Annotated in this window: 16 protein-coding genes; 8 read left to right on the top strand and 8 right to left on the bottom strand. The window is 64.5% G+C overall.

Annotation, left to right across the window (positions count from 1 at the left end):
• Positions 1 to 110 precede the first annotated feature (110 nt).
• The 8 genes from CSQ95_RS15450 to CSQ95_RS15415 form a co-directional block, all read right to left on the bottom strand.
• Positions 111 to 545, bottom strand: coding sequence for an agglutinin biogenesis protein MshP (locus CSQ95_RS15450; RefSeq protein WP_227741989.1), 435 nt, complete (start codon positions 543 to 545; stop codon positions 111 to 113).
• Positions 546 to 550: 5 nt separating this feature from the next.
• On the bottom strand, positions 551 to 1471 hold the full coding sequence (locus tag CSQ95_RS15445; RefSeq protein WP_099410131.1) for a prepilin-type N-terminal cleavage/methylation domain-containing protein: 921 nt from the start codon (positions 1469 to 1471) through the stop codon (positions 551 to 553).
• Positions 1468 to 2034 (bottom strand): type II secretion system protein, encoded by a 567-nt coding sequence (locus CSQ95_RS15440; protein ID WP_070220264.1) that lies wholly within the window; start codon positions 2032 to 2034, stop codon positions 1468 to 1470. The genes CSQ95_RS15445 and CSQ95_RS15440 overlap by 4 nt, the downstream gene beginning before the upstream one ends.
• Positions 2021 to 2557: a Tfp pilus assembly protein FimT/FimU gene (locus tag CSQ95_RS30065; protein WP_070291528.1), complete on the bottom strand. Its 537-nt coding sequence runs from the start codon at positions 2555 to 2557 to the stop codon at positions 2021 to 2023. The genes CSQ95_RS15440 and CSQ95_RS30065 overlap by 14 nt, the downstream gene beginning before the upstream one ends.
• Positions 2558 to 2695: 138 nt before the next feature.
• On the bottom strand, positions 2696 to 3199 hold the full coding sequence (locus CSQ95_RS30290; RefSeq protein ID WP_070291527.1) for a type II secretion system protein: 504 nt from the start codon (positions 3197 to 3199) through the stop codon (positions 2696 to 2698).
• A gap of 85 nt (positions 3200 to 3284) precedes the next feature.
• On the bottom strand, positions 3285 to 3770 hold the full coding sequence (locus CSQ95_RS15425; RefSeq protein WP_099410129.1) for a type II secretion system protein: 486 nt from the start codon (positions 3768 to 3770) through the stop codon (positions 3285 to 3287).
• A complete protein-coding gene (locus tag CSQ95_RS15420; RefSeq protein ID WP_070291525.1) occupies positions 3770 to 5005 on the bottom strand; it encodes a type II secretion system F family protein in 1236 nt (411 codons plus the stop codon). The genes CSQ95_RS15425 and CSQ95_RS15420 overlap by 1 nt, the downstream gene beginning before the upstream one ends.
• Before the next feature lies 1 nt (position 5006).
• Positions 5007 to 6710, bottom strand: a complete 1704-nt coding sequence (locus CSQ95_RS15415; protein WP_070291524.1) for a GspE/PulE family protein — start codon at positions 6708 to 6710, stop codon at positions 5007 to 5009.
• Between the two features lie 213 nt (positions 6711 to 6923).
• Between CSQ95_RS15415 and CSQ95_RS15410 the strand changes: the two genes are divergently transcribed.
• From CSQ95_RS15410 to CSQ95_RS15375, 8 genes are all read left to right on the top strand, one after another.
• On the top strand, positions 6924 to 7652 hold the full coding sequence (locus tag CSQ95_RS15410; RefSeq protein WP_099410128.1) for an ABC transporter ATP-binding protein: 729 nt from the start codon (positions 6924 to 6926) through the stop codon (positions 7650 to 7652).
• Positions 7649 to 9034, top strand: coding sequence for an ExeA family protein (locus CSQ95_RS15405; RefSeq protein ID WP_257218060.1), 1386 nt, complete (start codon positions 7649 to 7651; stop codon positions 9032 to 9034). Before CSQ95_RS15410 ends, CSQ95_RS15405 begins: the two co-directional genes overlap by 4 nt.
• 107 nt (positions 9035 to 9141) lie before the next feature.
• On the top strand, positions 9142 to 11094 hold the full coding sequence (locus CSQ95_RS15400; protein WP_099410231.1) for a pilus (MSHA type) biogenesis protein MshL: 1953 nt from the start codon (positions 9142 to 9144) through the stop codon (positions 11092 to 11094).
• Positions 11091 to 12509: a tetratricopeptide repeat protein gene (locus tag CSQ95_RS15395; RefSeq protein ID WP_257218059.1), complete on the top strand. Its 1419-nt coding sequence runs from the start codon at positions 11091 to 11093 to the stop codon at positions 12507 to 12509. Before CSQ95_RS15400 ends, CSQ95_RS15395 begins: the two co-directional genes overlap by 4 nt.
• Before the next feature lie 7 nt (positions 12510 to 12516).
• Positions 12517 to 14220: a GspE/PulE family protein gene (locus CSQ95_RS15390; protein WP_099410127.1), complete on the top strand. Its 1704-nt coding sequence runs from the start codon at positions 12517 to 12519 to the stop codon at positions 14218 to 14220.
• Positions 14220 to 15425 (top strand): type II secretion system F family protein, encoded by a 1206-nt coding sequence (locus CSQ95_RS15385; RefSeq protein WP_070224564.1) that lies wholly within the window; start codon positions 14220 to 14222, stop codon positions 15423 to 15425. Before CSQ95_RS15390 ends, CSQ95_RS15385 begins: the two co-directional genes overlap by 1 nt.
• Positions 15426 to 15446: 21 nt before the next feature.
• Positions 15447 to 17015 carry a hypothetical protein gene (locus CSQ95_RS15380; RefSeq protein WP_099410126.1) on the top strand — a complete coding sequence of 523 codons (1569 nt, stop codon included), beginning with the start codon at positions 15447 to 15449 and terminating at the stop codon, positions 17013 to 17015.
• Positions 17012 to 17695 carry a hypothetical protein gene (locus CSQ95_RS15375; protein ID WP_227741991.1) on the top strand — a complete coding sequence of 228 codons (684 nt, stop codon included), beginning with the start codon at positions 17012 to 17014 and terminating at the stop codon, positions 17693 to 17695. Before CSQ95_RS15380 ends, CSQ95_RS15375 begins: the two co-directional genes overlap by 4 nt.
• Positions 17696 to 17730: the final 35 nt, after the last annotated feature.

Genomic DNA, 17730 nt, shown 5'->3' with positions numbered 1-17730 from the left:
GCCTGCCCGACTTGTCGCGCAGATAATGCATCAAGCCAATTCTAATTCATGAAACCAATTTTGTTGTGTAAAAACAATAAATTAGCGATCTTTTTTTCAAGCAGTTGACCTTACTGCGACAGCACGGCCTGCAGGCGGCGCTGGACGTAATCGGGGTTGTTGCCCGCGTGCGGACATAACGGCTCGGCCGCGGCCGGCTGGTTGCAGGACGTGGCCGTGATGGTCCAGCTGCTCAGTGTGCCCGGACCCGTGGCCTTGACGCACTGTACGCTGACAGAAAAGGAGGACAGCGATGTGCCTGCCGGCAAGGCAAACGACACGGAAGGAGCGCAGTTTCCATCGATCAGCTGGCTGTACACGCCCCACTCGATGCCGGCGCGCGCGGCCTGCTCGGCGCGCACGCCCTGCACGTCCATCGCCGATTCAACTTGCTGCAGGGTAAACACGTTCACCATCACGGCGCCCAGCCCCGCCAGCACCACCAGCAGGAAGATGGCCGTCACCAGGCTGAAGCCGCGCATGCGGCGCGAGGGAAATATTCTCATGGCGCTCATGGCGTGTTACTGACCTGTACCTGCTGCACCAGGCGCAGCGTGCCGGTATTGCTGTTTTCCGCGCCGAGGCTCAGGACGATGCTGAGCAGGCCGCGCGGCCCGTTCTTCAACACCCCATAGGTAAAACAGCCTTCGGGGGGAGCCTCTGTTTGACCAGACTGCGTCACCGTGTTTTTCAGGATTTTTTGCGCCAGCAGTGCGCGCACGGGGGCCGTTGACAAAGGCGCCGCCGCCGCATCGAGCGGCTGCGCCGCCTGGATGACATAGCCGGAATAACGCATCAGGGTACCGGCCTGCGGATCGCAAACATAGCTGACAGGCGTCGTCACCACCTGAAAACGGTGCGATGGCGAGGGGAACTTCAGCGGCGCCTGCGCGAGGAAGGGATTGCTCTTCAGGGTCACCAGCGTGCCGCTGACGGCATCGACCTGCGCCAGATTGCAAATGCCGGCGTTGACGGCACAGCCGTAGGCCTCCGGCAGGTTGTCGCCCATATTGTAGACGGCGATAAAGTCGCCGGGCGCGATCTCCGGCGCGCTCCCGACGACGGTAAATTGATTGGCGTTCGCGCCGGCGGCGACGGGATTGAAGGCCAGCACGGCTCCGAGACCCGGTGCATCGTCCTCGGACAGGTAGCGGCCGCCCGATTTCGTCAACAGCAACTCCAGGTATTTCCCGTCCGCGCTGACGCGCACGCTGTTCGGCAGGGCAAGGCGCACGTCGCGCGCGATGCGCCGCGTGGCGGTATCGGCCAGGTCAGCCAGGTCGGCGCGGGCATTGGCATCGATATAACCTTGCACGGGCAGGCGGATGAACATGGCCACCATGCCGCCGATGATGCCCGTGATGACGATCACGATGATCATCTCCACCAGGGTAAAGCCGCGCGCGCGGCGCCGGAAAGAAGAGGTATTCATGGGATGCTGTTCGGCGCGTAGCGCGTGCGATAGCCGTCGAGTACGACCTGCTGCTTGTCGCCATAGGCGACGCTGACCTGGATATGCAGCACCTTGGGCGCCGCGATGCCGTTCAGCGCAACGGTATTGATGCTCACCGTCGCCGCATACTGGCCGGCAAGCGCTGAGAACGGGTTGCCGGCCACGTCCGTGGTGTATGTCGAGGTTCCGCCGTCGCTGGCCACGTAATCATTGACGTTGTCGTAAGGCCGCTGCGTGGTGGCGCCCTGTATGCCAAACGCTTCCTTCGTGGCGCAACCGGCCTCGCCGGTCGCCGTCTCGGCTGCCGGGTCGTCCACTGCGCAATAAGTGAAGCGCGCGCCCTCGATTTCGTCGAGCATGCCTTGCGCAATGGCCAGCGCCTGCTTGCGCAGCTGCGGGTCGACGCTATTGCGCGTCGTCAAGCTCATCACGCCAAGGATGGCCGTCACCGCCACGCCCACGATGACGATGAAGAGCACCAGTTCGATCAGGGTCACGCCGGCCTGGCCGCGCCTGGTGGCACGGCGCCTAGCGGTACACATAGCCGGTCTCCGGTGCGACGTTGACCTGGTATTGCTGCCCGCCCGCAACCACGGTCAGCACCAGGATAGTGGAAAAATCGCCGTACGCCGCGTAATACGGGCGCCCCAGCGGGTCAAAGTAAAACCCCGCGCCGCCCGTCAGCGTAACGGCCGCAGGCCATCCTTCGCACAGCCAGTTGCTCCTGTCGCTGCAAGCGAGCAGTGTTTCCTTGCTGCCGCTGTTCGTCCCGGCGGGCGGCACCACCTTCTGCGCATCGCTGCAAGCGGCGTCGAAGCACAGCGCCACGCTTTTGCCGTCGATGCGCACAAACACGGGACGGTTTTGCGCCACCGCAAGCTTTTGTCCATAGCGCACGATACTCGCCACCTGATCGCTGGTACTGCGCGCATCAAAGGCATCGCGCTGGAAAAACCGCGAAACGGCAAACGTGGCCAGCAGGCCGGCGATCACCAGCACCGCGACCAGTTCGATCAGCGTGAAGCCGCGCGCGCGGCGCCGCAGCCTGGGCCGCGAGAGCGTCATACGTTGCGGCAAGGTGGTCGATGGCAGGGACAATGGCAATACCCGTAAAAAAGCCCAACCGGCATGGCCTGGCGTTGGGCGGGCGGAAAACATGGCGTGGCCATGCCGGCTTGCCGGCATGGCAGCTGCACGCCCGGATTAGCTGCAGTTGGTCGAGGTCAGGGCCGTCGCGTCAACCACCGCCGGCAGGACTGGCGTGGTGCCTGACGCAGCCACGGCAGTCGTATAGGTCACCTTGCAACTTGTATGCTTGTTATCAGGCAACACCGTCAGCACGGTTCCCGTCGCCGCAACGGTGGTGGTATCGTAGTCAACCAGACCGCCTGCCGCCGAGGCGATGCCAGGCGATGCGATGCCGGGGTAGCCGCTGATGCCCTTGATGTCCGTGCCTTCCATGTTGACGGCAACGGCGTCGGCAGGCGAACCCTTGACCAGCCATTGTGCGTGGAACAGGGCCGAACCGGATTTCAAGGCGCCCGCTGCCGCCTGCATCTTGGCGATGCGCGCATCGGTCGACATGTCGACGAATTTAGGAATGGCCGTCGCTGCCAGGATACCCAGGATCACGATGACGACGACCAGTTCAATCAGGGTAAAACCCGCCTGGGCGCCGCTTTTCATACTACGTAAGGATTTCTTCATACCAGCTTCTCCAAAATCAAATAAAAACATCAAAACCAACGCCATGAAACGTGCGCTGCACGGCACGCCGTTGCAGCGCGTCAGGCTATTTCCACACCACAATATCGGGTTCCTGGACGAGCTTGTCAATATCGGCGTCTGCACCTGGCAAGATTACCTTAAATTTCACTGCATCAAGCTCTGAACCGGGAAAAATATTGCCATTACTAAACAAATAGATGATTTTTTGTTCTTTTCTGTCGTACAACCAATTCCCGCCGGGTAATTCATCGAGCACGGGGGCATCGAATTCGCCCAGGTAGTTGGCCGGCTTGTCGGCCAGCCAGTCGAACGGGTTTTGCCGCGCCAGCGCCGGTATGCGCGCGCGCCCGTCCGCCAGGTACAGCTGCAGCACCTGCACCCGCAAGCCGGTGCGCAAGGCCCCCAGCGTCTGCGCCATAGCCAGCTGCTGCGCCTGCTGCTGGTAGTAGCCGGCCCGGTTCAGGAACACGCCCACCAGGATGGCGAACAGGCTCGCCACGACGGCCAGTTCGAACAGCGTGAAACCGCGCTGGCGGAGCGGTGTTGCCATCAGTGCAGGGCCGCGCGGCCCAGGTCCCAGATCGGCAGGAAGATGCCAAGCGCCAGCACCAGCACCATGGCGCCGAGGAAGACGATCAGGATCGGCTCGATCTGCGCCGACAGGGTTTTCAGCTCGTAATCGACTTCGCGCTCGTACATGTCCGCGATCTCGTCCATCAGGTCGTCGAGCGAACCGGACTCCTCGCCCACGGCGATCATCTGCAGCACCACGGGCGTAAATACGCCGGCCGCCACCGAGGTGCGCAAAATGCTTTCGCCCCGCTCCACGCCGTCGCGCATCTGCTCCACGCGCGCGCTCAGGTAGGTGTTGTCCACCGTTTGCGCCACCACTGTCAGCGCCTGCACGATGGGCACGCCGCTGGTGCTCGACAGGGCGAAGCTGCGGGCGAAGCGGGCCATCGTGCCCTTCAGGATGATCTTGCCGGCAATCGGCAGGCGCAGCTTGGCGCGATCCCATTTATACAGGCCCTCTTTCGTGCGCAGCCAGGCGCGCCAGCCGAAAAAGCCGCCCACTCCCAGCATCAGCAGGATGGGCCAGTAGGTCACCGTGAAGCGCGAGGTGCCGATCAGGAAGCGCGTCATCAGGGGCAGTTCCGCGTGGAAGCTGGCGAACACTTTTTCGAACTGGGGAATGACGAAGATATTCACCACGATCATCGCGGCGACCATGGCGAAGACGACGAAGCTCGGGTAGCGCGTGGCCGACTTGACGCGCGCGCGCATGTCGCGGTCGAATTCCAGGTGATCGAACAGGCGCAGGAAGACCTCATCGAGGCGCCCCGTCATTTCGCCCACGCGCACCATCGACAGATAAAACGGCGTGAAGATGGCGGGATGGCGCGCCATGGCGGCCGATAGTTCGCGCCCCGCGTCCAGCGACTCGCGCACGTCCTTGATGATGCGCCCGAACGCCGGGCTGATGGCGGATTCCTGCAGGCCGGCCAGTCCCCGCATGATGGGCACGCCCGCCTTGAGCAGGGTGTACAGCTGGCGACTGAACAGCTGCACGTCCATGGGCGTGACTTTTTTCTCGGTCAGCTTGTCCCACCAGCCCAATTTGCTGGCGCCGGCGCCCGCCACCGTCTGTTTGGTGGCGCTGATGTCGACGGGCGTGCTGCCGCCCGCCATCAATTGGTCGGCCACGGCGCCGCTGTCGGCCCCTTCCATCACGCCCGTCAGCAGTTCGCCGTTGGCATTGCGCGCTTTGTAAGCAAAAAACGCCACGTCAATCCTCGCTCTGGTTGCTGATGCGCATCGCTTCCATCACCGTCGTGCGGCCTTGCACCACCAGCTGCACGGCGTGGCGGCGCAAGGTGTCGCCCGCCATCTGCGCCGTCGCCACCTTCATGAAGTGCGATGGATCGGCATGGTTGGCGGCATCGGCCACGGCGCGCGTAATTTCCAGCAATTCGTACACGCCCGTGCGGCCCCGGTAACCCATGCCATTGCAATGCGAACAGCCTTTGCCGTGGAAATACTGGTTGCGCTCGACCAGCTCGCCCAATTCCAGGCGCAGCCATTCGTATTCGTTCGGCGTGGGCTGGTACGGCGTGCTGCAGCTTTCGCAGATCACGCGCACCAGACGCTGCGCCAGCACGGCTTGCAGCGAGCTGCCCACCATGTAGCGGGGCACGCCCATGTCCATCAGGCGCAGCGGCGTGCTGATGGCGTCGTTCGTATGCAGGGTCGACAGCACCAGGTGGCCCGTCATGGCGGCGCGCAAGCCGATTTGCGCCGTTTCCTGGTCGCGCATCTCGCCGACGAGCACGATGTCCGGGTCTTGCCGCAGGGCCGAACGCAGCACTCTGGCAAAGTTCAGTTCGATCTTGTCGTTGACTTGCACCTGGTTGATGCCGGGCAAACGGTACTCGACGGGGTCTTCCACCGTGATGAGCTTTTTTTCCACGGAATTGAGTTCGGACAAGGCGCAGTACAGGGTCGTCGTCTTGCCGCTGCCGGTCGGCCCCGTCACCAGCACGAGGCCGTTCGGGCGGCTGACGATGGCGCGGAACTGCTGCACCAGCTTGGGCGGCATGCCGATGGCGTCCAGGCGCAAGGTCGTGCCGCCCTGGTTCAGCAGACGCATCACCACCGATTCGCCGTACTGCGTCGGCATGGTGGAAATACGCACATCGATGCGCTGGTTTTTCACGCGGATGGCGAAACGGCCGTCCTGCGGCAGGCGCTTCTCGGAAATATCGAGGTCCGACATCAGTTTCAGGCGCAGCGCCAGCGAGCTGGCGATCTTGCTGTCCGCTTCCGTCTGCAGGTGCAGCACGCCGTCGATGCGGAAGCGGATCTGCAGCCGGCCTTCCTGCGGCTCGATGTGGATGTCGGAGGCGCGCACCTGCGTGGCATCCTCGAACACCGATTGCAGCAGCTTGACGATGGGCGCCTCTTCCAGGCCCGGATTGGCGGCCAGCGCGCCGAAGTCGACGGAAACGTCGCCCAGATCCTGCTCCAGCTCGCGCGTCAGGGTCGAGATGTCTTCCGTACGGCGGTAGATGCGGTCGATGGCGGCCAGCACTTCCGTTTCATTGACCACGGCCAGTTCGATCTGGCGCTTGACCAGGCGCGAGATTTCATCGTACGCGAACAGGTCGGTGGGATCGGACATGCCGACCAGCAAGCCCTCGCGGCGGTCTTCCAGCACCAGCGCGCGGAAGCGGCGCGCCTGGGTTTCCGGCAGCAGCCGCACCAGTTCGGGATTGATGTTGAAAAACTTCAGATTGATATAAGGAATGTCGAGCTGGCGCGCCAGCGCGCCCGAGATCTGCTCTTCCGTGACGAAGCCGTGCTCGACAAAAACGCGGCCCAGCTTGCGTCCCGAACGCTTCTGTTCCGTCAAGGCCTGGCCCAACTGTTCTTCCGTCAGCAACTTCTGCTGCACCAAAATTTCACCGAGCCGGACTTTCTCTGGCCTTGCCATTGCTTACTCCTCGACAAACAAATTTCACAGAAGATACACGCCTGCGGCGCGCACAGGCATTTTATTCCAGAACCTGTTGTTTCTTAAAGAAAATACATTCCATCATTTGATTTTTGCGCATTTCAACACGATGCAAGGAAACACTTGCCGCCCGCCTGCGCCCATGGCAATAATGGCGGTCGTTCACCGTCTTCCCTGCCGACCATTGCCCCTATGAACGCCTGCGCCATCGAGTTCCACAACGTACATCTGCAGCTGGCAGGCAGCGCCGTGCTGCGCGGCGTCGACCTGCAGGTGCGCGCGGGTGAACTGTTCGGCCTGGTCGGCGTAAATGGCGCGGGCAAGACTTCCCTGCTCAAATGCCTGCTCGACTTTTGCACACCGGAGCGTGGCGAGATCGCCATCTTCGGCCGGCCGCACCGGCACGGCGCGGCGCGCCAGCCCGTGTCGTTTCTGCCGGAACGTTTCCAGGCGCCCTATTTCCTGACGGGCGGCGACTTCCTGCGCTACCTGTCGCGCCTGCACGATGTGCGGCCCGATGCGCACGCCGTGCAGCAAGCCCTGGACGCGCTGGACCTGGCGCCGGATGCCTTGCTGCGTCCCGCGCGCGCCTATTCGAAAGGCATGATGCAGAAACTGGGGCTGGCCGCCTGCCTGCTGTCGGGCAAGCCGCAACTGGTGCTGGACGAACCGATGAGCGGACTCGACCCGAAGGCGCGCGCGCAATTCAAGCAGGTGCTGCGGCAAGCGCATGCGCAGGGCCGCGGCGCCCTGCTCACCTCGCATGCGCTGGCCGATGTGGAAGAATTGTGCGACCGCATGGCCATCCTGCATGCGGGCCGCATCGTATTTACGGGCACGCCCGCCGAATGCCGCGCCAGCCACGGCGGTACGGAAGACGCCAGCCTGGAGCAGGCTTTTCTCAATTGCATCGCGGCATGAACACCGACACGCAGGTTTCCAGCCACTACGCGCCCTCGCCGCACGGCATGTATCTGCGCCATTTCGGCTTGCGCACGGCGCCGTTCGGCATCACGCCGGACCCGGCCTTTTTCTATCCCGGCAATACGCGGGGCGAACTGCTCGATGCGCTGCTGTATGCCGTCACGCAAGGCGAAGGCATCATCAAGCTGACGGGAGAAGTGGGCAGCGGCAAGACCATGCTGTGCCGCATGCTGGCCGAACGCCTGCCGCCCCAGGTCGACGTGCTGTACCTGCTCAATCCCTGCCTGGAGCCGGACGAAGTCCTGCACGCCATCGCTGCCGAACTGGGCCTGGAACTGGACGGATGCCGCGCCGATGCCGCGCTGCGCGCCCTGCACGGCGAGCTGATCGCCAGGCATGCGGCCGGGCGCCAGGTGGTGCTGCTGGCCGAAGAAGCGCAAGCCATGCCGGGCGCCACCCTGGAAGCGCTGCGCCTGCTGACGAACCTGGAAACGGCCAGTCACAAGCTGCTGCAAATCGTGCTGTTTGGCCAGCCGGAATTGCAGCACACCCTGGACTTGCCCCAGTTCCGCCAATTGAAGGAACGCATCACCCACAGTTTCACCGTGCCGCGCCTGCCGCAAGCCTTGCTGAACGATTATCTGGCGTGCCGCCTGGCCGCCGCCGGCCGCATGGCGCCGCTCGGTTTTACGCCTGCCGCGCTGCGCCGGCTGGCGCGCGCGGCGCAGGGCATCGTACGCAGGATCAATATCCTGGCCGACAAGGCCTTGCTGGCCGCGTTTGCGGACGATGCGCAGGAAATCAGCGCGCGCCACGTGCGCCTGGCCATTGCCGACAGCCCCTTCCACCGCCCGCCCTGGCATGCGGGCAAGCTGCTGGCGGGCGTCTTGAGCGCGCTGATGCTGCTGCTGGCTGCGGCACTGCTGTGGCAATGGCTGGTACCGGGCCAAACGGCGGCTATCTCGGCCCCGGCTGCCGTCCCACGCGCACCGCTGCCGGCGCCGTCGACGCTGCTCGACAGCAAGCTGGCCGAATCGCGCGACTGGCTGGCACGGCAAAGGCCGCAGCAACTGGTGCTGCAAATCGCCAGCCTGCCCGCCACCGAAACGGCCGCGGCGGAAACTTTCCTGCAGCAGGCGCAGCAAGCGATCGGCCTGCGTGACCTCCACGTGTTTCGCCTGCCTGGCGCAGCGCCCGCGAGCGCCGCCGCGCGCCTGGACATCGTCTACGGCAGCTTCGCCGACCGGGCCAGCGCCGAAGCCGTTTGGGCGAGGCTGGCCCCCTCGTCGCCACAGAAAATATTGCTGAACGACATAGATAGTATCCGTACGGAAATGAAAGCCACGGCAACGGTACAAACGACGCGTGGTACCCCCTGACTTTATTTCGGTATATTGCCTCCAGGGCCCGCACAGTCGATTGCTTTTAGGCGATCATGCTGGGTAAAATTACAAAAGCACAACATGACTCCAAGGGCGAACTTTTCATGAATCAACACCCTATTCCTGTGCTGACCTCCTGGGTCGCCCTCGCCTGCGGCACCGTGCTGTCCGGCTGCGCCACGCATCAAATGCCGCTGTCGCCTGCCCACCTCAATACCGCGCCCGTCGCCGGCGGCGCCATTCCCGAACCGGTGCAGCAAAGCAGCGCGCTGGCCGCGCCCTTGCCCGCGCCTAAAGTGGAAACCTACAGCGTCACCGTGCACAAGGTGCCCGTGCAATCGCTGCTGTTCGCGCTGGCGCGCGACGCGGGCATGAATATCGACATCCACCCGCAGATCGAAGGCAGCGTCACCCTGAATGCGCTGAACCAGACCCTGCCGCAATTGCTGGCACGTATCGGCAAGCAAGTCGATATGCGCTACGAAATCGATGGCAAGAACCTGACGGTGCTGCCCGACGCACCCGTATGGCGCAATTACAAGATCGATTACGTCAACATCGCGCGCAGCACCAACAGCAGCGTGAATATCGCTACGCAAATTTCCACGGCGGGCGGCGGGTCGAACAACGCCAGCAATCCCGTTGGCAGCACGCAAGGCAGCGGCGGCAACGGCAATAACAATTCGACCACCCTGGTCGTGAATCGTTCGGAAAATAACTTCTGGTACAGCCTGGAAAAAAATATCCGCGACCTGCTGCGCGACACCACGCTCAACGACGTGCAGGTCGACCCGCTGGCGCAGCTGAACCAGCAATTGACGGCCGCACAGGGCAATACGCCAGGCCAGCAGGGACAAGCGGGTCAGCCAGGCCAACCGGGCCAGCAGCAGAATCAGGGCGGCAACCAATACGGCAGCCAGGCGCCGATGCAGACTGGCGGCCAGTATGCGCCAGGCCAGCAGGCACCCAACCAGAATGCGAATCCTGGCCAGCAGCTCGACGCGAACGGGCTGCCGCTATTAAAACTGGCCAACAAGGGCAGCCCCTCGTCCGTCGTCGTCAACGTGGAAGGCGGCTTGATCGCCGTGCGGGCCACAGGGCGCCAACACGAAAAGATCGCCGAATTCCTCGATGCCGTGTTGCACAGTGCCAAGCGGCAAGTGTTGATCGAGGCGACCATCATCGAGGTGCGCCTGAGCAATGAATATCAGCAAGGCATCAACTGGTCGCGCCTGACGGGCAGCCTGAGCCTGAATCAGAAGCAGGTGGGCACCTCGCCGCTCAGCAGCGGCGTCACGCCCGGCTCCACACCCGGCATCTTCGTGCTCAACTACATAAAGGACAGTTTCGCCACGACCATCCAGCTGCTCGAATCGTTCGGCAAGGTGAAAGTGCTGTCCAGCCCGAAAATCAGCGTACTGAACAATCAGACGGCCATGCTGAAGGTAGTCGACAACAATGTCTTCTTTACCATCAAGGTGACGCCCGCCGTGATCAGCTCGACGGGCACCATCACCACACCCGCCACCTATGAATCGAAACTGGAAACGGTGCCCGTCGGCTTCGTCATGAGCGTCACGCCGCAGATTTCCGACAGCGACGAAGTCACGCTCAATGTGCGCCCCACCATCACGCGCATCGTGGGCTATGTGCAAGACCCGAATCCGGCCCTGGCCACGGCCAGCGTGATCAGCCGCGTGCCCGTGATCCAGGCGCGCGAGCTGGAATCGATTATGAAAGTGGGCAATGGCCAGATCGCCGTGATGGGCGGCCTGATGCAGGATTCCATCGACAATGCCAAGGACGGCGTGCCCGGCCTATCCAGCCTGCCCATCGTGGGCAATTTGTTTACCTATCGTAATGAGGCAAGCAGCAAGACGGAGCTGGTGATCTTCATGCGCCCCGTCGTGGTCAAGGATGCCAGCATCGACGGCGATTACCGCGACTACCGTTACCTGCTGCCCGGCCAGGCGCCGCTCAACAGCCAGCCGTACACGGATGGCCCGCCGGCGCCAGCCGTCCAGCCGCAGGCACGCCTGCAGGGAGACGTCCCATGAGCTTGTTGATGCAGGCGCTCAAGAAAGCCGAGCGCGCCAAGCAGAACAGCCTTTCCGACGAAGAACTGGAAAAGCCGTCCGAAGCCTACGACCAGGTGCTGGAACTGGCGCCGGCCGACGCCCTGCCGCCCCGCCCAGCGCCTGCCGCGCCGCCCCCCGCGCAGCCGGCAAGCAGCTTGCGCCTGGAACCGCTGCAGGACGCTCCCGCGCCGCAGCCCGAGTCCAGCGGCGCGCAGCCCGGTTCACAGCAAGGCACGCCACCTGGCCCGCCCCCCGAGCCGCCGCGCGCCCGTCCGGAACCGCCGCCCGCCAAGCCACGCGCCAGCCGCAGCAATCCGCCGCCGAAAGGCCCCACCGGCCCCATCAGCGTCGACCCGGCCACCGTGCGCCTGGCCGTGCTGCTGGCGATCCTGCTGCTGGTGGCGGGATCGATGGCGTACTGGTACTGGCGCGCCAGCAGCAGCCCCGGCGCGGGCGCCAACCTGCCCGGCGTACCCATGCCGCTGACGGACGCCCCGGGCACGGCCGGCGTTGCCGGCCCCATCGTGGTGCTGCCTGGGGCCGGCGGCGTTCTGCCGGATGCCCCGGCGCCCGCACCGCTGCCGCAAGACGCGCCGCGCGAACAGCGCCCGCCAGCCGGCGCGGCGGAACAGCAGGCGATGATCCAGGCCGCCGCGCAAGCGGCCGTGGCCGCCCAGCTGGCGCAACTGCCGCCGCCTGCGCAGCCCAGCCTGCCACCGGTGGCCGCGCCCGACAATAGCCAGATCCAGGTGCTGCGCAACGATACGGCGCCGCAAATCAACCCAGGCGTGCAGCAAGCCTACCAAGCCTTCAACGGGGGCCAGCTGGGCCTTGCTCGCCAGCAATATGAAAGCGTGCTGCGGCAGGATGCCAACAACCGCGACGCGCTGCTGGGCCTGGCGGCCGTGGCCCTGCGCGAGAACCAGGGCGCGCAGGCGGCATCGCTGTACGTGCGCTTGCTCGAGATAAACCCGGACGATGGCGTCGCGCTGGCCGGGCTGATCGGCCTGCGCCAGGGCGACGTCGTGCAGAGCGAAGCCAGGCTGAAAGCCATCCTGGCCCGCACCCCCGACAGCGGCCCCGTGCTGTTTGCCCTGGGTAATGTGTATGCCAAGCAGCGCCGCTGGAACGAAGCGCAGCAGCAATTTTTCCGCGCCTACGGCGCCGCGCCCGGCAATCCCGACTATGCCTTCAACCTGGCCGTGGGCCTGGACCGGCTGAACCAGCCCAAGCTGGCCGCCACGTATTACCAACGCGCCTTGACCCTGGCGCAAACCACGCCCGCCGCGTTCGACCAGGCCGTCGTGCAAACGCGTTTGCGCGAACTGGCGGCCCCCGCGCCGGCAGCACCGCCCCCGGCCGAGCCGGCCACCATCCCACCCCGTCAGGAATAAGTACTACATGGCAGAACAGGCAAAACTTCCGCTGGGCAAATTGCTGATCCAGAAAGGGGTGATCAGCGAAGACCAGTTGCGCATCGCCCTCATCGAGCAGCGGCGCAGCAGCGAACCGCTGGGCAAGCTGCTGATCACCCTTGGCTTCGTCACGGAAGCCACCGTGCGCGAGGCCCTCAGCGAAAACCTGAAACAGGTCAGTGCGGACCTGTCGAGCCTGGTGGTCGACGCCATCGCCCTGAAGCTGATCCCGAAGGACGTGGCCAAGCGCTACCGCGTTTTCCCTATCGTCTACGAGCGGCAGGCGGACAACCTGATCCTGGCCATGGCCGACACCAGCAACATCGTCGCGCTCGACCAGATCAGCGCCATGCTGGTCAAGGGCATCACGATTTCCACCGTGCTCGTCAACGAATCGGACATTTCGCGCGCCATCGACCAGTACTATGGTTTTGAATTGTCGATCGACGGCATCCTGCACGAAATCGAAACGGGCGAAGTCAGCTATCAAAGCATGGCGTCGCCATCGGACGAGTACAGCCAGCCCATGGTGCGCCTGATCGACGCGCTGCTGGCCGACGCCGTGCAGAACGGCGCCTCGGACATCCATTTCGAGCCGGAACAGTCGTTCCTGCGCATCCGCTACCGCATCGACGGCATCCTGCGGCAAATCCGCAGCCTGCACAAATCGTACTGGCCGGCCATGGCCGTGCGCCTGAAGGTGATGTCGAACATGAATATCGCCGAAGCGCGCGCGCCGCAGGATGGACGCATCAGCATCAAGTTTTCCGGTCGGCAAATCGACTTCCGCGCGTCCGCGCAACCCACCACGCATGGCGAAAACGTCGTGCTGCGCGTGCTGGACCGGCAAAAGGGCATCGTCCCGCTGGACGGGCTGGGCCTGGCTGAAGCGGAACTGAACTTGCTCAAACTGATGATCGCCCGTCCCGACGGCGTGATCCTCGTGACGGGCCCGACAGGCAGCGGCAAGACCACCACCCTGTATTCGATACTCAACCATATCAATACGGAAAGCGTCAACATCATGACCCTGGAGGACCCGGTCGAGTATCCGATGAACATGATACGCCAGACCTCCGTCAACGAATCGGTCAAGCTGGGCTTTGCCGACGGCATCCGCTCGATGATGCGGCAAGACCCGGACATCATCCTCGTGGGCGAGATCCGCGACCGCGAAACGGCGGAAATGGCCTTTGCCGCCGCCATGACGGGCCACCAGGTGTATTCCACTTTGCATACGAGCTCGGCCATCGGTTCCGTGGCGCGCCTGCTCGACATCGGCATCCTGCCCGACATCATGGCCGGCAACATCATCGGCATCGTGGCGCAGCGCCTGGTGCGCCGCTTGTGTCCGCATTGCAAGGAAACCGTGATCGCCGACGACATCGAGCGCCGCCTGCTGGGCCTGGCAGCAAGCGATGCGCCCGCGTCCATCTGCCGCGCCGTCGGCTGCGAGCGCTGCGCGCACCAGGGCTACAAGGGCCGCCTGGCCATCATGGAAATTCTCAAGATGACGGCTGAACTCGATGAATTGACGGCGCGCCGCGCCAGTTCGCGCGAATTGAAGAACGCGGCGCGCGTGGCCGGCTTCAAGGGCATCGTCGACGACGGCGTGCGCCGCGTGCTCGAAGGCGTGACCACGCTGGAAGAAGTGGGCCGCGTGGTCGACTTGACGGAAAGGCTGGCCTGATGGCGCAATATGTCTACCGCGCCATGGATGCCGCCGGCGCATTGATTCCCGGCAGCATGGAGGCGGCCAACGTGCCGGACCTGGAAGCGCGCCTGCACCGCATGCAGCTGGACTTGATCGACTGCAAGATCACGGGCCAGTATCTGGTGCTGCTGGGCAAGCGGGTCATCCACCGCCGCGACCTGATCAACTTCTGCTTCCATATGGAACAATTGACGGGCGCGGGCGTGCCCATCCTGGAAGGCTTGAACGACTTGCGCGAAAGCACGGACCACCCGCGCCTGCGCGAAGTCGTCACGGATCTGATCGAAAGCATCGAAGGCGGCTTGCCGCTGTCGGGCGCGCTGGCCCAGCATGGCGACATCTTCGACGCCACGTTTACCAGCCTGATCCTGGCGGGCGAACAGAGCGGCAAGATCGCCGAAGTGTTCAAGAACCTGTCGGAAAGCCTGAAGTGGCAGGACGAGCTGGCCTCGCAGACGCGCAAGATCGTCATGTACCCGGTCATCGTCGCGCTGGTGGTGGCGGGCGTGACGTTTTTCCTGATGATTTATCTGGTACCCCAGCTGACGGCGTTCATCCGCAACATGGGCGGCGAGCTGCCGCTGCACACGCGCGTGTTGATCTTTGTATCGAATGTGTTCATCGATTACTGGTATGTGCTGCTGGCCTTGCCCGTGCTGCTGTTTTTCGGCCTGCGCGCGCTGATCCGCCGCAGCGAGGCGGCCCGCTATGCGTGGGATGGCTTGAAGCTGCGGCTGTGGCTGGTCGGCCCCGTGCTGCACAAGATCATCCTGGCCCGCTTCGCCACTTTTTTTGCCCTGATGTATGCTTCCGGCATCACGATACTCGAATGCATCCGCCTGTCCGAAGGCATCGCCGGCAACCAGGTGGTGGCGGCCGGCCTGCGCCGCGCCGCCCAGCTGATCAGCGAAGGCCATGGCGTGACCGCCGCCTTCCAGCATACGGGCATCTTCCCGCCGCTGGTGATCCGCATGCTCAAGGTGGGCGAGGCCACGGGCTCGCTGGACACGGCCTTGCGCAATGTCAGTTACTTTTACAACCGCGAAGTGAAGGAATTGATTGAAAAAGTGCAGGCCATGATCGAGCCGGCCATGACGGTCATCCTGGGCCTGCTGCTGGGCTGGATCATGCTGTCAGTGCTGGGGCCGATCTACGACACCATCAGCACGATGAAAACTTGAGACCCGAGACCTGAGACCGCCGTGTTCCGCAAACAATTACTCTACATCACCAGCGATGCCCTGTGCGCCTACGACTGGGACCACGGCGTGCTGGGCCAGGGTCAGGCCTTCCCCGCCAGCGCGGCCGGGCTGGACGGTTTCGCCGCGTGGCTGGAAGATCCGCAGGGGCAACGGCTGGACGTGCCCGCCTACCTGCTGACGGACTTGATCGAGGAAGATTTCCAGCGCCAGCTGCTGCCCCACGTGCGCGGCAAGGCGGGCCGGGCCCTGCTGGAGCGGCGCAAGCAGCAATTACACCGCGACACGCCCTACCGGGGCAGCACCCTGCTGGGCCGTGAAAGCACGGGCCGCCACGACGACCAGGTGCTGTTCTTTGCGCTGACCAACCCGTCCTTGCTGCAGCCATGGACGGAGGCGCTCGAGCACTTGCGCGTGCCCGTGGCCGGCATTTATTCGACCAGCCTGCTCAGTATCGCGCTGGTCAAAAAGCTGTCGATCGCGCACGAACACTTGCTGCTGGTGACGCAGCAGTCGGGCGGCTTGCGGCAAAGCTACTATGAAAAGGGCCAGCTGCGCTTTTCGCGCCAGACGGCCACCATCGCGCTCGACGGCGTGGCCGTGAATATTGCGCTGGAAACGGAAAAAACGCGGCAATTTCTCACCAGCACGCGCATGCTGGCGCGCGGCGACGTCTTGAATACCGTCATCCTGGCGCCGGCCGCGCAAATCGCCAAGCTCGAACTGCTGTGCGACAACGGCGTCGAAGTGGCTTACCACTTCATCGACCTGCAGCTGGCGGGCGAACGGGTGGGCTTGCGCCGCACGCCGGCGCTGGCCGACGAATTGCTGCTGACTTTGCTGGGCAAGCATCCGCCGTCCAGCCACTATCCGCCCGGCGCGCTGGCCCGCTACTACCATTTCCAGCGCGCGCGCAAGACGCTGTATGGCGCCAGCACGCTGATCGGCGCATCGGCGGCCCTGTGGTGCGCGATTAACTTGCTCGGCGGCATAGCCGACGGGGCCGCCATCGAACGCCTGGCGCAGGAAACGGCGTCCTATCAGCAGCGCTACCGCAGCGTCATGTCGACCCAGCCGCCGGCGCCGGCCAAGACGCAGAACATGAAAGTGGCCGTGACCCTGGGCCACATGATCGCCAGCCAGGCGCCGGAGCCGGGCCGGATGCTGGGCATACTGAGCGCCGCACTGGACCAGGCGCCGCAAGTCGCGCTGGGCCAGCTGCACTGGCATGCGGGCCAGGCGACCGCGCGCGTGGCGAGCAGTCAGACGCCGCCACAGCAGCAGCAAAGTACGGGCGCACCGGCCGGCAGCGCCCTGGCCGGCATTCCCGTCGCGCCGCCGCAGGCCTTGCGCCTGGAAGCGGACGTGGCCATGCCGAACAACGATTACCGCGCGGCCCTGGCGGCCATCACGGCCTTCGCGCAAACCCTGGCGCGCCAGCCGGGCATGCAGGTGACGATCGAGGAAACGCCGCTCGACCTGCGCCCCAGCGCGGCCCTGTCCGGCAAGAGCGCCGTGCCGGCGCCGGCCAGCCAGGCCCGCTTCACCCTCTTGCTCGCGTGGCAGCCATGAGCGGCCCCGTCAAACAGCCGCCCCTGCCCGGCATGCAACGGAGCGGCACGCCCGCGCGCGCGCTGCCCGCCTGGCTGGGCGAACTGCACCTGATACGCCGCGCCCTGCTGTGCTTTGCGCTGACCTTGCTGGCCAGCGTGGTGCTGCTGAGCCTGAGTGCCGCCTACCGGGCGCGTGAAGCGCAGCAGCTGGACCTGGCCCAGCGCACGCGTTCGGCGGCCGCCCTCCTGTTCAACCATGCGGAGGCGGAAAAGCAGGAAATCCGCGCCTACGAACCGCAATTCCTGGCCCTGCGCCAGCGCGGCCTGATCGGCGAGGAAAACCGCCTGGCCTGGATCGACGCCATCCGCCGCAGCCAGGAACAGCGCAAACTGCTGCCGATCAGCTATGACATCAGCCCGCAGCAAGGGCTGCAAGTACCGTTGCCCATGGTGATGGGACAATATCAGCTGCGCGGCAGCCGCATGCGCCTGCAGATGGATTTGCTGCACGAGATGGATTTGCTGAACCTGCTGGACGATTTGCGCCAGGCCGGGTATTTCGCCGTGCAGGATTGCACGCTCAAGCGCCACGCTGCGGCCGGGGCCGGTCCAGGCAGCGGAGCTGCGCCCACCGTGGGCGCCGAATGCGAGCTGCTGTGGCTGACCCTGGGCAGCGCGCCCGTGCCGGGGCGGCCATGAGCGGCACCCCCGTCCTGCGCCGCCCCCTCCTGCGC

Source organism: Janthinobacterium sp. BJB304, from assembly GCF_002735765.1.
GTDB lineage: Bacteria > Pseudomonadota > Gammaproteobacteria > Burkholderiales > Burkholderiaceae_D > Janthinobacterium.
The sequence above is the reverse complement of the archived record's forward strand: the minus strand, read 5'-3'. Positions and strand labels throughout refer to the sequence as shown.

Coding starts and splice junctions, on each gene's coding strand:
- CSQ95_RS15410 (WP_099410128.1), top strand. CDS start 6,924: ATGAACGCCTGCGCCATCGAGTTCCACAACGTACATCTGCAGCTGGCA.
- CSQ95_RS15450 (WP_227741989.1), bottom strand. CDS start 545: ATGAGAATATTTCCCTCGCGCCGCATGCGCGGCTTCAGCCTGGTGACG.
- CSQ95_RS15445 (WP_099410131.1), bottom strand. CDS start 1,471: ATGAATACCTCTTCTTTCCGGCGCCGCGCGCGCGGCTTTACCCTGGTG.
- CSQ95_RS15440 (WP_070220264.1), bottom strand. CDS start 2,034: ATGTGTACCGCTAGGCGCCGTGCCACCAGGCGCGGCCAGGCCGGCGTG.
- CSQ95_RS15395 (WP_257218059.1), top strand. CDS start 11,091: ATGAGCTTGTTGATGCAGGCGCTCAAGAAAGCCGAGCGCGCCAAGCAG.
- CSQ95_RS15400 (WP_099410231.1), top strand. CDS start 9,142: ATGAATCAACACCCTATTCCTGTGCTGACCTCCTGGGTCGCCCTCGCC.
- CSQ95_RS30065 (WP_070291528.1), bottom strand. CDS start 2,557: ATGACGCTCTCGCGGCCCAGGCTGCGGCGCCGCGCGCGCGGCTTCACG.
- CSQ95_RS15385 (WP_070224564.1), top strand. CDS start 14,220: ATGGCGCAATATGTCTACCGCGCCATGGATGCCGCCGGCGCATTGATT.
- CSQ95_RS15415 (WP_070291524.1), bottom strand. CDS start 6,710: ATGGCAAGGCCAGAGAAAGTCCGGCTCGGTGAAATTTTGGTGCAGCAG.
- CSQ95_RS15425 (WP_099410129.1), bottom strand. CDS start 3,770: ATGGCAACACCGCTCCGCCAGCGCGGTTTCACGCTGTTCGAACTGGCC.
- CSQ95_RS15375 (WP_227741991.1), top strand. CDS start 17,012: ATGAGCGGCCCCGTCAAACAGCCGCCCCTGCCCGGCATGCAACGGAGC.
- CSQ95_RS15390 (WP_099410127.1), top strand. CDS start 12,517: ATGGCAGAACAGGCAAAACTTCCGCTGGGCAAATTGCTGATCCAGAAA.
- CSQ95_RS15405 (WP_257218060.1), top strand. CDS start 7,649: ATGAACACCGACACGCAGGTTTCCAGCCACTACGCGCCCTCGCCGCAC.
- CSQ95_RS30290 (WP_070291527.1), bottom strand. CDS start 3,199: ATGAAGAAATCCTTACGTAGTATGAAAAGCGGCGCCCAGGCGGGTTTT.